The following is a 14,454-nucleotide window of genomic DNA, read 5'->3' as shown; positions in this document are numbered from 1 at the left end:
TTATATTATTGCCAATTAATACGTATAATTTACATGTGGGCCGTTGGACACAAGTATTTTTTTTTGATATGATGTCATAGAAACCATTATAAAGGAGCGTTTAATTTTATGGAAAAAAACCAAGTAGTTGCTACTGTTGGCAACAAACAAATTACCCAAGATTATATTCAAAAAGTACTAAGTACGCTTGACCCTCAAAGAGCAATGCAATTCTATTCAGAAGAGGGTAAAAAGAAACTTGTTGAAGAATTAGTTAACCAAGAATTATTTTACCTAGATGCCCTTACTAAAGAGCTAGACCAAAGCCCCAGCTTCCTTTCAGAAATTGAAGCAATGAAAGAGAACCTACTTAAGCAATATGCTATTAATCAATTATTAAAAGACATAACTGTTAGCGAAGACGAAGTGCAAGCATATTACAGTGAACATAAAGAAAAATTTGTTGCGCCTGAATCTGTTCGTGCATCTCATATCCTAGTAGACGAAGAAGCCCAAGCTAACGAAATCATTAGTGACATTAACAATGGTTTATCCTTTGAGGAAGCTGCTCAAAAGCATTCTAAGTGTCCATCTAATGCTAAAGGTGGAGATTTAGGGTCCTTCACTAGAGGTAAAATGGTACCTGAGTTTGAAGAAGCTGCCTTTGCATTAGCTGTAGACGAAGTAAGCCAGCCTGTAAAAACTCAATTTGGTTATCATATCATTAAAGTTTCAGAAAAAAACCCTTCTGAAATCACTCCATTTGAAGGTGTGAAAGATCAACTTACTCAACAGTTGGTTTCTATGAAACAACAAGAGGTTTACTACTCCAAAGTAGAAGAATTAAAAACACAATATCCTGTTGAAGTTAATATATAATAACTTAAAGAAAAGACCTACCGATGAGTAGGTTTTTTTTTACACATTTTTTAGGTATCGGCATAAGATAGTTAGAAAGAAAAAGTAAGTAGGTGACTATAAATGCACGATAGATTTGGTCCAAATAGTTGGAAAAATTTAATTATCGGCACCGATACAACCGTTCCCCTAAGAAACGGTAGACTTGTGCCTGCTATAAACTTTGACAACGCAGCAACTACCCCACCTTTTTCTACCGTTGTACAGGATGTCATAAACTTTTCTCCTTGGTACTCTTCAGTACATAGAGGTACTGGTTTTAAGTCTCAGTTTTCTTCGCATTTTTATGAGAATGCAAGAAAAATCATAGCCGACTTTGTAAAGGCTGATTATGAACGAGATACAGTCATTTTTGTAAAAAATACAACTGAAGCTATCAATAAAGTAGCCCATAGCTTATCTACCCCAGAAAATAAGCAAGTTGTCCTCTCTACATGCATGGAACATCATTCTAATGATTTACCCTGGCGCAGAAGCTACGAGGTTGACTATATCGAAATTGACTCGAAGGGAAGGCTTGTTTTAGAAGACTTGGCACATAAGCTAGAAAAGCATAAGGGCTCTGTAAAACTAGTTGTGGTAACAGGTGCCTCTAATGTAACGGGGCATCGTAACCCCATCCATAAAATAGCCGCCCTAGCCCATCATTATCACGCTAAAGTATTGGTGGATGGTGCTCAATTAGTCCCCAGATATCCCGTGGACATGAAACCCCACCCTTCATTAGAGCATATTGACTATCTTGTTTTTTCTGGTCATAAAATGTATTCACCCTTTGGAGTTGGGGTCTTAGTCGCTCCTAAAGATTCTTTCATTAATAATCCTCCAGACTTAGTTGGGGGAGGCACAGTAGATTTTGTTACCCATGACCTTGTTCAGTGGGCTGATTTACCCTATCGAGAAGAGGCAGGAACCCCTAATTTAATGGGGATAGTAGCTTTAGTTTCTGCTATTAAAACCTTACAAAAAATTGATCTAAAAAGAATTGATGCTTACGAACACAATCTAATGGAATACACCCTAAGGGGGTTACAGCAAATTCCCGATATTATTCTATATGGTGATTCTTCCAATTTACATGACCGTGTAGCCATCATTCCCTTTAATATAGCAGGTCTGTCCCATGAAGAAACTGCAAAGATTCTATCCATGGAGGGAGGAATTGCAGTCCGTAATGGTTGCTTTTGTGCCCAACCTTATATACAAAAACTCTTAGGGGTTTCTCAAGAAGATATTAATGAAGGCCTTAAAAACCCCGACCTACCTCGACCTGGCATGGTTAGAGTTAGCTTTGGATTATATAACCAGTTTCAAGAGGTGGATCAACTGATTGCTTTGTTACGACATGTTGTGAAACATAAGCACTACTACAAGACCTTATATAAAACTGTGCCGGATTTTTATCCCCATAGTTGATGGAGCTAGGCTCTTTTAAAACCACAATTCATCGGAATATGATTATGTGGGATACTTACATTTACAAAATTACCCTACTGTGTTATATTATTTGGGATAATGTTTTCAAATTTTTAACAATAATTATTTCATTAACCTATCCTTTGATACAAATTAGAGGGTCAATATATGAGAACTGATAATATATCTTGTCATTAATAGAAACAGTTTTTTAAGAGTAGCTCAATATAAAGCTTATATTTTGATGGAAGGAGAAAATTATGTACTTAATTCTAGCATCATTATTAATGGGTTATGTTGGTCTTGTGTTATCAACTCCATTTCGTTCTGAATTATACTCATATCTTTTCATGACAGTTGGTGTTTTAAGCCCTTTATTATTTAAAATAGATAAATATATAAAACAAAAAAATAATGATTCCAACTAACTTCAAAATACTAAAAATGGCCCCTTGATACACATAGCTTTGTATAGGGGTCAATTTTTATTTTGTTTATATTTTTCATGAGTTAATTCTCTCTAATAACTAATAATATCCTTGCAATTGGTTACAATACAACAGATACCAATATCTATTTAAGGAGGGTTTTATCTTGACTCAAAGGATGAATTTATTAATGTTTAGTGGTGATTATGATAAGGCATTGGCTGCCCTAATCCTTGCTAATACTGCTAAGGAGATGGATGTAGATGTAACAATTTTCTTTGCCTTTTGGGGTTTATGCCTAGTAAGGGACCCTGAAAAGTCTTCTGGTGAAGATAAAACAACCTATGAAAAAATGTTTGGTATGATGGCTCCCAAGGGGCCAGAAGACCTTCCCCTTTCTAAAATGAATTTTGCAGGCATTGGTAAAGAAATGTTATTAGAAATGATGGAGGACGACGGAGCCCCCAAGTTAATCGATTTTTTAAATGGTGCTAGAAAAAAAGGAGTTAAGTTTTATGGCTGTAAGTTATCAGTTGATATTATGGGTTTTAAGCCAGAAGAATTATTACCAGAAGTAGAAATTATTGAAGCTAAAGACTATTTAAAAGATGCCTTAAGCTCTAATATGCAACTCTTTATTTAGGGTATTTTCCATAAACACCATATTTTTTATTATTATTTAGAAATAACTGATCAACTAATGCTAGCTTAACTATCCCTATAATCATGATTTTAAATACTTTAATATAAAATAACATAAAATATATTTTTTTCCAAAAAACTATTGCATATTTTACCATTATTGGTTATACTATGTTAGTAGTGTTATTAAATTATCTAAGGAGGTCGTGAAATGAAAAAGTTAATCTTATTATCAAACCAAACTGCAACTAAAAAAATATCAGCACGACCTATGACTAAGAACATATAAGTTTTTGATGTTTTTAAGTATAACTTAAGTCATAGGTTGGGTTATCCAGTCTATGGCTTTTATTATTTTTAATAATAAAAGAATTTAATCTGCCTTTAACAGATTTTGTTAATGCTATTAATTTTGCCATAGGAACATAACCCTATGGTTTTTTTGTTGTATAAAATCTTTACAAATTCATAATTGAAGATTAGGAGGGAAACCGTTAATGTCAGTAATCAGTTTTGCAATCAATATAAGCTCAATTAGTATCAATATTAAGGTGAATAAAGACTTGAATATGATGCAAGGTAGGGTACTTAGTCTATTTAATAAGGAATCGCTATTAAATCAAGTAACCAGAGACCAAGAAATCTATTTAGCAAACTACCATAGATTAAATTGTTAATCTAAGGTTAGAAGAAATCTAAGGTTAGAAGAAATCTAATGAAAAGGAGGAATACAAATGAATCATTTATTTAGAATTAATAATTTTTATGAGGTACAACATTTATGAAATTTAAAATTAGGAGGAAATCGTATGTCAGCTATTAATTTTTCATTAAAATTTAGTTCTTTTAATATAAATATTAATATTAAGAAGGACCTTAATAAATATAGTAAAAAACTTGATCAGTTAGTAAAAAAAGAAGCTTCTCTTCAACAAGCTTTGGACGCAAGAGAACAAATACTACTTCAATATCATAAAACTTTTTTACAGTAATTACAAAACCCTACATCAAATGTAGGGTTTTAATTATCCTATTCGCTTATTAATTCATCTACCTTAGCACCTAATGCTCTAGCAATGGTAACTACTTTATTAAAAGAAGGGTTTTGCTTTGTTCCCCTTTCCAATTCCTCAATATAACTTTTTGAAATATTAGTAAATCTAGCTACATCCCTCGTGGTATAACCTTTTGTTGTTCTTATTTCTCTAATTTTAATACCGTTTAACATATACAACCCCCCAATAAAATTAACTATTATATCCCGCTGTTTCATTCCGTCAATCTTTAGGAGTTCATCCTCTATTTTATTTTATAGTATAAAAATTGTAATTATGTTAAACCTCCTCATTTTTTTGGTTCCCTACTAGTAGGTACTGGTTTCTATCTTTAAATCTTTAATAATCTCTGTTTCAATATATTGAGGCAACGGCTTAAAACGATAACCCTCCTCCTTAAGATAATTTATAATATAAGGTAGGGTCTCTACTGTTGTTGATTTCCCATAGCCGTCATGCATTAATACCACTAAAACATCTTTTCCTCTTGATGTTTGTTTAAATCGAGATATTAAGTATTCCTTCGAAGGGCTGGATTTTTCACTATCTCCATTTAAACTGTTCCAATCGATATATACATACCCCTCTTCTATCAACCTTCTTCGAAAAGCACCTTTATAGCCCCCAAAAGAACCCCCAGGAAATCGAGTTAAGGTTAATTCATAATCCTCTCCTAAAACAGCCTTAATGGCTTCCTCTCCCATTAATAAATCCTCCATATAGTGGTCAGGACTTCTATATATTTTACTGTAATTATGAGAATAGGTGTGATTACCAACTATATGACCTTCTTCATGAATTCGTTGAAGTATATGGGGAAACTTTTCTACATGTTGTCCCAAAACAAAAAATGTAGCTTCAACTCCTTCTTCCGCTAAAATATCTAATATATCATTTGTGATCACAGGGGTTGGCCCATCATCAAAAGTCAAATAGACTATCTTTTCTTCCACTACTTTCATAATTTGGTCCATATAACTTTGGGTCAATCTTTCTCGCCTTACGAGGATGTCGGTAAATCCAACGTCACTTTCCTTAAACTCATCATCTTGAAGTTCATCGTCATGACCTGCCTCCTTTGCCTCACCTTTTAGTTCAGTTAAAGCCTTAGCTTCAGCATTAATCGAAAAGGATTCGTAGCTTTCTTGTACAAGGTTTAATACTTCATCCGAGGAAATAGCTATAATTATTGCTATAGGTATTAGTAAAAATAATAAATCCTTTTTTTTCATTAATTTTCCCTCTTTCTTAATTTCAATAGGCACCCATATCATAGACGTAAAAAAAAATACAAAGTTCAGTAACACTAAAAGTCCTTATAATATAATTAGTTATTTATATTCAAATTCCTTCAAAAAAATTGGGGTAGCTAAAATGTTCCTTCATAACCTAAATATTCCTTTTAATTTCGATATGCTTCATTTATATTAGCTATTTTATATTTATATCCCATAAATTTTTCTTAATTAAAGTACAATTCTAAATATTGACTTTTATCTCAAAAACCTTCATCATAAATATTGTATAAAAAAATTTTTACATATTAAGGGAGGTTTTGATTTGGAAAATTTTATGAGTAACTTAAATAAGTACGCCGAACTTGTTGTTAAGGTAGCTATCAATCTCCAAAAAGATCAAACCCTAGTGATCAATAGTCCCATAACTTCAGTTGAATTTGTCAGGGCTATTACTAAAAAGGCCTATGAGGTTGGGGCTAGATATGTTCATGTGGAATGGAATGATGAGGAAATAACCAAACTAAAGTTATTAAAGGCTCCAGAAGAAGCCCTTAAAGAGTTTCCAATTTGGAAGGCTAAAGGGTTTGAAGAAATGGCTGAAGCAGGTGCTGCCTTTTTGTCTATATCTGCTAGCAACCCTGATCTTCTAAGGGAAGTAGACCCTCAAAGGGTGGCTATAAATAATAAAACTGCTGCAGAAGCCCTACAAAATTTTAGAAGATATACACAAACAGGAAAAGTCAGTTGGGCAATTGTTTCTGTTCCAACTAAAGAATGGGCCGATAAAGTTTTTGCTAATTTAGATGAGTCTGAACGAGTAAATGCATTATGGGAAAATATTTTTAAAGTTACACGAGTTAATTTAGATGATCCTGTAGCCTCGTGGAAAGAACATATTAATAATTTAAGAGGAAAACTAGAATACTTAAATAATAAGAAGTTTAAAAAACTATACTTTAAAAATCATTCTACCGATTTAGTTGTTGAATTACCAAATGACCATCTATGGATAGGTGGCGGGCTAAAAAATGAGAAGGGTAACGAATTTATTCCCAACATGCCCACAGAAGAAGTATTTACTATGCCCCTTAAAACTGGGGTTAATGGATATATTACCAGTACAAAGCCTTTAAATTATGGGGGGCAAGTAATTGAAAACTTTACCATGACTTTTAAAGAAGGCCGCATTGTAGACTTTACTGCTGAGAAAGGCTATGAAACTTTAAAAAAATTAATTGAAACCGATGAAGGGTCCCATTATCTAGGAGAGGTAGCCCTTGTCCCCCACAAATCTCCTGTTTCTGACTCTAACATTGTGTTCTTTAATACATTATTTGATGAAAATGCATCCAGTCACCTAGCCTTAGGCAGTGCTTATCCTCTTTGTATTGAAGATGGCGGAAGATTATCTAAAGTAGAGCTGGAAGAGCGGGGCGCTAACACTAGTTTAGTTCATGTTGATTTCATGATTGGATCTAACGATATGAATGTAGATGGCGAAACATTGGATGGCAAATTATATCCAATTTTTAGAGGGGGTAACTGGTCAATCTAAATAGTTATATCCACAAAATGAAAAGATCAATTTTCTACAGAAGGGGAAACTAATCTCCTAATATTTCTACTTGCATATTTCAATTATTATTAAAGCCCCTTTGCTTACTTTCTAAGCAATAGGGGCTATCTATCTATATTACTACATTAGCCAAGTTATACATACAAATGAGGGCTCTGTAGGCTTCTATAATGTCTTTCCCTCTATACCCTACCTTTGATCCTCCTAAAAACTCTGTTTTAGGCATGATAGCCGCCATTTCTGCCATACCACTATTTAAGAAGGTAACTTCCATTTCTATTGCTCCATCTAAAGATATGGGATTAACTTTACTAGATAAAATTGCATTTTTAACAGTCTCCTTAATGGCTTTATGAACTACAGTGGGATGTAAACATTTTGCTGTAAGCCTAGCATGGGCTGTTTTAACAACAACAGTTTCAATGTTACCATCGACTTCTTTCACCTCTTCAGCTAATATATTATCCCCAGAAACCACAATTACTGGAACATTATAAAAGCCAGCTACAGAAGCATTTATAAAAAATTCTCCTGCATTTTTGCCATTAATACTAATATTCGAAATAGCCCCCCCATGATAGGAATGACTTAATACCCCTGGCGTATTCATTCTAGCATGGTAGCCAATCAATAAGGCAGCATCATAGGAATCATCTATCCCTTCCATCATTCCTAGCTTCTTGGGAGATCCTGTTATTAATTGTGCGTTAGGATTTAGAGATTCTAGTAATATATTTGTCATTCGTCCGTGGGAATCATTTACAACAATTTCTGTAGCTCCAGCCTCTAAGGCTCCTTCGATAGCTGCATTCACCTCATTAGTCATTAATGTTCTTGCCATGTGATAATCATGACCTTGGGGCATTGTATGGGTTTTGTTAACAACACCACTAATTCCCTCAATATCCGCAGAAATAAAAATTTTCATAGTAATCCCCCTTTTAAATTTTTTGATTATTTTAATACTTATTCAAGGAAATTGTATCGTTTATATTTAATTTATGTTAATGAAAAATTAAAACTTCTCTGTTTAGTGTTTATTTTGCAATTTCCTTATTCTTAATTAATTCGATTAACGAACAACTTTTCCTCTAATCTGCAGATATTTTTAATATAGGGTCATTCTCTCATACTACATATTAAACAGGCCAAAAAATTTGACCTGTTCTAGTATAAGCTAACCAACTCGACTTCCTCTTTTTGAAATTTTATCTGCAATTCCTGAAGATGAATAGGAGTCTGGCTTCATTCGACATTTAAACCCTAATCCCATTACCCATCCTGCTATTTCCTTAATTAAATCTTTCGTTTCTCCCTTTTCTCCGATATCAATGTGTATTTCCAAAGGTGCATCAATATTATTATCATTTAAAAATTTCACTAACTTACAGGCTAAGTCAATACTTGATTGTGTTTCTGTTAGAATTTTTTGTCTTATATTTTTTATTTTTTTTACCTTAGTTATATCATAAAAAAATATTCCACCCTTTGTTTTTCTTACAAGGGTTATAACTGAAACAACCTTAGTAAAATTACCTATATTTTGAGAGTCGGTACCTACTGATATAATATACTCAGATTCCAAATCTTTTTTTGTATATTCTTGAACTTTATCACAAACTTCTTGAAAACTTAATTCTCCATAGGTAATACTTTTCATAGATAACACCTCCAAGTCCTTCTGCTCCCTAGCTGTTAGGTATTAATTACCTTTTATATTACTAGTTTATGCAAACTTGCAGTTTTTCATTTAAATTAATTATTGAATTTAACCTCAACTTTTTTAGTAATGAAATTTACATAAATCTTATTAAGTTCATCGTTATGGTATGATATTTCCTCAAATTTTTCATTAATAACATAATTTAACTTCTTTATTAAAAAATATATTTTTTAAAATTACTAATAATATATCTAGTAATTAATATTAAATTATTTTATTGGAGGCATACACATGAAGAAAAAATACTTAATCTTGTTAGTATTATCTATTTTCCTAGTATCCTGCAGAGCTCCCCAAGAAAGACCAGTTGAAGATAATAATTTAGAAACTAACGAATCTTCTATTTTTAAAACTGGCGATGTGGAGCATTGTAGAATTACTAGCGATTCAGCAGATGTAAAAAGTGGAATTGGATTTGATTTCGATACAATAGCTACCCTAAAGAGGGATGATGTTGTTAGAGTATTAGAGCAAGTTGGAGATTGGTATGTTATTCAACTAGACAATAATCAAGTAGGTAGTATTGATGCAACTTCTGCCGAACCAATTGTTAGGGACGTAGAGGTAGATGAGGAAGAAGTTTCACCTCCCCATGAACCAGAAGCAAATGAAGAACAACCCGGAATCACTCAACAAGACCCCGCAAGAGCACCTCAAGATGAAACCACTCCTTTAGCAGAAGAACAGCAACAACCTATAACTACCAGAAACCAAGAGCAGGCTCAGGGGCAAGGTGGCAATTTAAGGTCTCAGGAAGAAAGAATGGTACAGCTTATTAATCAAGAAAGAGAGAGGAATGGGCTACCCACTTTACAAATAGATGCCGAGGTTGCTCAAGTTGCAGGTGTTAAGTCTCAAGATATGGTAGATAATGATTATTTCAGTCACTATTCTCCTACTTATGGCAGTCCTTTTGAAATGTTGGATAGTTTTGGTGTAAATTATTTACATGCTGGAGAAAATTTAGCAGGAAATAATAACGTCGATAATGCCCATGTAGCTCTAATGGGCTCCAGTGGCCATAGACAAAACATTTTAAACCCTAATTTCACTCATGTAGGCATTGGTGTAAGAACCAGCCCTAGGTATGGATTTGTTTATACTCAAATGTTTATCAGTAAGCCAAGATAAAATATCAAACAACAACCTCCCTACAGAAGCTTTGTATTGCTTCCATGGGAGGTTTTACATATCTTTCTACCCTAAAAGGACTCTTGTATCCATGTAATTATATATTCTACTTCTTCTTTTTTAGGTACATTACTTTCAATCTGCCACTTGCCCTTTAAACCAGCCTCTATTAAGGTCATCTCAAAATGACACATTGCGATTCCCATATCTATTCTTTGTATGTCATACCCTAATGCTTTACTATATCCTTTTGTCGATTCCATGTAAAAATGCCACCTTTGATCATCCTTCACAATCCGCCATGGCTGTTTATTAGAGGCCGATGGTGCTAGCCTAACCATTTCTAAAGGAAGCTTATATTCTGCTGCTGATTCTTTGTTGAGGACTTCATCAAAATCGTTATTAAAAAATAGTTCCTTCCAATCTTTTCTGTTATTAGAGCCTGCTATCAATCTTATTGTGGAATCAATAAATCTTTTCTTTTCTAACCCATAACCTACTGGTGTAATAACGGGCAACATCTCTTCTTGTTGTAAACCCACAATCTCTTCGACACCACTTCTTTTAAAGGTTCCTCCTAGCCAACATGTCCCTAACCCTATAGATGTAAGGAAAAGTATTGCTTTTTCAAAAACATATCCAAGTTCTTCTAAATCATAGTCTCCCTTTTTTAGCATACCAGCAATATATGTATTAGCTCCTTTTATAACACCATAAGTACCAATTTTTCCATTATTAATTTTTATGTCTTCACGATCTATCATTTGAAACCTAGTTTCAGCTTCAAAGGGCCCCTCAATACTAGTTAGATAACTATTAATCTGCTTTTTTACTTCCTCCGAAAGGTTTTCATTACTATAGCTCCTAACAGAAACTCGATTTTTAATAATTTCTGTTATTGGTTGTTGAAAAAACATCTTCATTCCTCCCCTTTTTATTTTTATCATACCATTAATTAAAACGAAATAAAATTTTAAGCCTGCATTAATTAAAAATAATAAATGCAGGCTTAATTTATGAGTTTTACATTCCTTTAGGATGAACTACTTGCTTCGACTTATCATAGGTCTCTGCCAATTGTTGGCTAGGGGAGCTATAGGGTCTTTCCCAACCTTTTTTCATGGCTAAAGCTCCTAGAGCAGAGTTTCTACCAATCATTAAGTTAACATTCGATGCTAGCATTGCTCTTAATTCTGGTGTAGCAGCAGCCATTGTAGCATTTAAATATGCATTGGCACCACCAACAGTACTGGCCATTAAGGTATTAATGATGACTTCATCATTAATATCTGTATTACTTTTTACCATATTCCCTAATAAAGATCCCATATTATCGTACCTCCTCTGTTGTGGTGACATGATTTTCGTTTATAAACTGCTGTATAGCTTGTATTCTTCCTTCTGCTGCTAACACTCCAGCTTGTGTTTCCTTTCTTAAATCATCATCTGTTATAATGGCTTCTAAAGCTCTCGAAACTGCCAATCCATCTTTTTCCATCCTTAACAGCCCAGTTAGGGCTAAAACTTCTGTATCAGATAAATGTCTCATTATTAGCAACCTCCATATAGTGAATTATATTTTTAACCCAATTATATTTTTAGCATAAGGTTAATAAATCATTCTAATTAAAATTTTCCTCTCAACAAATAAATCCCATCTTAAGATGGGATCTAACAAAGTACTTTATTCAATTTCTTTAGGGTTGCAAACATTTTTTTCATGATTTACTGCTCGGCCACAAGACTTACAAATATGAGTTGGTTCATTGACCAGTTTAACATATTCAGAAAAGGATTCTTTTATCAAATCCTTTTTAACTAATTTACATAATTTCTTAGCCATCTTACTTAAACTCCTTAAATTTTTATATTTTTATACTGATACCCATATTTTTAGTCCCTACTCTAGCATATTTAAAATTCCATAATTTATATAACCTATATTCTAATTATTATATTAAGATTGTATTTTCTGTAATGCTACCAAAATCATTATTAAGATAGTATTATGATATACATGTAAATAGGTAGAAGGCAAAGAAATTAATTACTTGTAAAATGTTATACATTCCCCAGAGAGTTTATATTACCTTCCCCCAATGTGGAGCATATTTTATTTAACTCTTCTTCTGAAAAGCTCTTATTTAATTTTCGTTTGATCTTTTTAAAGTATGAAAATCGCAATAGGGAATATTTTTCTAATTGCCTAATATAAGACCTACTAAAGTATTTTTTATTCTTTGAAATTGCTTCTAAGATCATAATTTTACAACTTTCATGGATTACATCCTTTACCTTCATAGCATCGGTTGACTTTAGGGTACTTTCCTCATAAATTATTTCATTAATAAAAGCAAATAGCTTATTAACCAATAGATCTAAAGGCCATTTTCCAAGGATTTGGGAAAAAATAGTCATGTGCCCATTTTGATAGTCTTCTTCAACATCCTGTAGGTCATCAATTAATTGTAGAAAAACACCATAACCAAAAGTAAATTTAGCTTCATCCTCCGTTAGTTTTCCCTTAATTAAATACCCATCTGCTAATACTGAAGTGCCTCCTTTCTCAAAGGTAATGCCTATTATATCTCCCTCATAGGGTAATATCCTTCCTCGTTGTTGTGAAAGGCTGTTTATCTGTGCACTATGAATAGCCAAAAGACTATCAAATACTTCTTTGTAATTGGTTCTACTAAATTGAGCTTCAATTTTTGCTACTAATTTATAAATTTTTGCTTCATTATCACTTGTGGCTTTTATCCGATTTCCCTCTAGTCTTTCCTTAAATCTATCATTAAATTTTATTTTTTCCTCTACACCAACTTCTTGGTTGTCTAGATAGTTATCACTATAGGGATAAAGCATACTATATGCAAAGATGGAAGGAGTTAAACTAACTTCATTTCCAAAAATCACCTGAAGACTATTCATAATCCATACATTTCTGATTGCTTGAAATATATCATATACTTCTATTTCATGGTCAAAATTTCTAACTTCATTTAGAAAGTCTTCTGTAATCTTAGCATACCCCTTTTCAATAAAAAAATCTACACAGCACTGTTGGTAACCCACCATACTACTTTCAAAATCTCTAATCATTGTAGCTAATTGATTACTCCAATTCTTGTTCTTATTAAGGGAGATGACATTCTTTAACTCCTTAGAAAAGGTCTTTATGAAACCATCTATTTTCTTGCCATTACTATATTGATCAATTAATCTAATTGTTTGATCTATATAGGGGAAATCTACCCTTGTGTTCCACCATAGCTCTAAATACATTTTTTTTAGTCTGTCTACCTGCTCTACTACATCTATATTGGCTTCAAGGGTTATTTCTTCTACTTTATATTCCTCCATATCACTTTCCTCCACAAGTCTCAAATTAATCCCGTTTAAATATTAATAATTCTGGCTAATAAATGAACCTCCCTTTAATGTATACTAGAACAAAATCTTTCTTAGAAAAATTTAAAGGACGACTTCGTTGAAACTCATTACGTAAAGTTCTTTATATTAAAATAATTAAAGAAAAACTTTGCTAATTCCTTATAAAAAGGGTTAGCATACTTCTTCTTCCTAATGAAGTTTACACTAATATGAATGTTTTCAAAGGAAATCTTTACAATTCATTTATAAAATCCTTCCACTCTTCTAAAATACCTAATTCGGTAAAACGGCTAATCATATGGTATTTCAATTCACTTTTAAAGGATTGTAAGTCTTCAATTTCATTCTTCCGTTCGAAATATTCCTTTAAAAGTTCCTCTTCTTCCTGAGTCAAATAATAACTTAACTTCGGATCTATTTTAGTTAGATTAATAAGAGAAACTGGCTTCACTTCTTTTCCTTCTATAACAACAATTGTTGAGGCTACTAGATCGCCCAATCGCCTATTTTCTTTAGAGAAAAATATCATCGCTACCCCTATGCCAAATAAATCGATCAACACTTTAAATAAATTTCTTACTGCAGCATGGCTTAATGTAATCGGTTGTCCATTCCTTCTAATGGTTCTAATTTTCAAGACTTTCTTACCTAAGGTTTGACCATTCATTGTCAGCTCCATTATAATGAAATAACCATAAAAAAGGATACCGTAAATTAATATTAAAATCCCTACTAGCCAACCATAATAATCTTCCCAAAAATTAATAGATGTTTGGCTTATTAGTAATGTAGCTATTAAAAGTACTCCGATAATTAATCCTTGTACAGCAAAATCTACAATAGTTGCTGCTATTCTAGAGCCTACCCCCGCCAGTGTATATTCCACTTCAACATTTTCTGGGGTTAAGATTTTTGTTGTTTTCAAGCGTTATCCCTCCAATACATATATACACAA

17 protein-coding genes are annotated in these 14,454 nt (G+C 32.8%); 7 read left to right on the top strand and 10 right to left on the bottom strand.

Translation table 11 applies throughout. From position 1 onward, the window contains the following. The first annotated feature begins 108 nt into the window (after positions 1-108). From T335_RS0106885 to T335_RS0106855, 5 genes are all read left to right on the top strand, one after another. On the top strand, positions 109-858 hold the full coding sequence (locus tag T335_RS0106885; RefSeq protein WP_026476886.1) for a peptidylprolyl isomerase: 750 nt from the start codon (positions 109-111) through the stop codon (positions 856-858). 102 nt (positions 859-960) lie between these two features. Next, complete coding sequence (locus T335_RS0106880) at positions 961-2,313, top strand: aminotransferase class V-fold PLP-dependent enzyme (RefSeq protein ID WP_026476885.1); 1,353 nt, start codon at positions 961-963, stop codon at positions 2,311-2,313. Positions 2,314-2,907: 594 nt separating this feature from the next. After that, entirely contained in the window at positions 2,908-3,384 is a 477-nt protein-coding gene (locus tag T335_RS0106870; RefSeq protein ID WP_026476884.1) for a DsrE/DsrF/DrsH-like family protein, read from the top strand. A gap of 496 nt (positions 3,385-3,880) precedes the next feature. After that, a complete protein-coding gene (locus T335_RS0106860) occupies positions 3,881-4,060 on the top strand; it encodes a hypothetical protein (protein ID WP_026476883.1) in 180 nt (59 codons plus the stop codon). A 132-nt stretch (positions 4,061-4,192) separates the two neighbouring features. Beyond that, on the top strand, positions 4,193-4,375 hold the full coding sequence (locus T335_RS0106855) for a hypothetical protein (RefSeq protein WP_026476882.1): 183 nt from the start codon (positions 4,193-4,195) through the stop codon (positions 4,373-4,375). A 38-nt stretch (positions 4,376-4,413) separates the two neighbouring features. Here T335_RS0106855 and T335_RS0106850 read toward each other — a convergent pair whose 3' ends face one another. Then, positions 4,414-4,611: a helix-turn-helix domain-containing protein gene (locus tag T335_RS0106850; protein ID WP_026476881.1), complete on the bottom strand. Its 198-nt coding sequence runs from the start codon at positions 4,609-4,611 to the stop codon at positions 4,414-4,416. A 135-nt stretch (positions 4,612-4,746) separates the two neighbouring features. Continuing rightward, entirely contained in the window at positions 4,747-5,670 is a 924-nt protein-coding gene (locus tag T335_RS20105; RefSeq protein WP_051569183.1) for a polysaccharide deacetylase family protein, read from the bottom strand. A gap of 328 nt (positions 5,671-5,998) precedes the next feature. Here T335_RS20105 and T335_RS0106840 point away from each other — a divergent pair, with 328 nt between their 5' ends. Further along, the gene (locus tag T335_RS0106840) at positions 5,999-7,231 is read left to right on the top strand and encodes an aminopeptidase (RefSeq protein WP_026476880.1); all 1,233 of its coding nucleotides are present in this window, start codon (positions 5,999-6,001) and stop codon (positions 7,229-7,231) included. Positions 7,232-7,364: 133 nt separating this feature from the next. Here the strand turns inward: T335_RS0106840 and T335_RS0106835 are convergent, their stop codons facing one another. Next, positions 7,365-8,180 carry a M55 family metallopeptidase gene (locus T335_RS0106835; protein ID WP_026476879.1) on the bottom strand — a complete coding sequence of 272 codons (816 nt, stop codon included), beginning with the start codon at positions 8,178-8,180 and terminating at the stop codon, positions 7,365-7,367. 249 nt (positions 8,181-8,429) lie between these two features. Next, positions 8,430-8,912 (bottom strand): ribonuclease H-like YkuK family protein, encoded by a 483-nt coding sequence (locus T335_RS0106830; protein WP_026476878.1) that lies wholly within the window; start codon positions 8,910-8,912, stop codon positions 8,430-8,432. A gap of 294 nt (positions 8,913-9,206) precedes the next feature. Between T335_RS0106830 and T335_RS0106825 the strand changes: the two genes are divergently transcribed. Next, positions 9,207-10,106 (top strand): CAP domain-containing protein, encoded by a 900-nt coding sequence (locus T335_RS0106825; protein WP_026476877.1) that lies wholly within the window; start codon positions 9,207-9,209, stop codon positions 10,104-10,106. 71 nt (positions 10,107-10,177) lie between these two features. Here the strand turns inward: T335_RS0106825 and T335_RS0106820 are convergent, their stop codons facing one another. The 6 genes from T335_RS0106820 to T335_RS20095 all read right to left on the bottom strand — a co-directional run bounded on the left by T335_RS0106820 (position 10,178) and on the right by T335_RS20095 (position 14,424). Next, positions 10,178-11,023, bottom strand: coding sequence for a nitroreductase family protein (locus tag T335_RS0106820; RefSeq protein ID WP_026476876.1), 846 nt, complete (start codon positions 11,021-11,023; stop codon positions 10,178-10,180). Positions 11,024-11,129: 106 nt separating this feature from the next. Next, positions 11,130-11,435, bottom strand: a complete 306-nt coding sequence (locus tag T335_RS0106815) for a spore coat protein (RefSeq protein ID WP_026476875.1) — start codon at positions 11,433-11,435, stop codon at positions 11,130-11,132. A gap of 1 nt (position 11,436) precedes the next feature. After that, the gene (locus T335_RS0106810; protein ID WP_026476874.1) at positions 11,437-11,655 is read right to left on the bottom strand and encodes a hypothetical protein; all 219 of its coding nucleotides are present in this window, start codon (positions 11,653-11,655) and stop codon (positions 11,437-11,439) included. A gap of 135 nt (positions 11,656-11,790) precedes the next feature. Next, positions 11,791-11,949, bottom strand: coding sequence for a hypothetical protein (locus T335_RS22215; RefSeq protein ID WP_156943640.1), 159 nt, complete (start codon positions 11,947-11,949; stop codon positions 11,791-11,793). 218 nt (positions 11,950-12,167) lie between these two features. Further along, positions 12,168-13,469 carry a hypothetical protein gene (locus tag T335_RS20100; protein WP_051569181.1) on the bottom strand — a complete coding sequence of 434 codons (1,302 nt, stop codon included), beginning with the start codon at positions 13,467-13,469 and terminating at the stop codon, positions 12,168-12,170. A gap of 262 nt (positions 13,470-13,731) precedes the next feature. Then, positions 13,732-14,424, bottom strand: coding sequence for an RDD family protein (locus T335_RS20095; RefSeq protein WP_034327922.1), 693 nt, complete (start codon positions 14,422-14,424; stop codon positions 13,732-13,734). Between the last annotated feature and the right edge of the window lie 30 nt (positions 14,425-14,454).

The organism is Alkaliphilus transvaalensis ATCC 700919 (assembly GCF_000621485.1).
Classification (GTDB): Bacteria; Bacillota; Clostridia; order Peptostreptococcales; family Natronincolaceae; genus Alkaliphilus; species Alkaliphilus transvaalensis.
The sequence above is the reverse complement of the archived record's forward strand: the minus strand, read 5'-3'. Positions and strand labels throughout refer to the sequence as shown.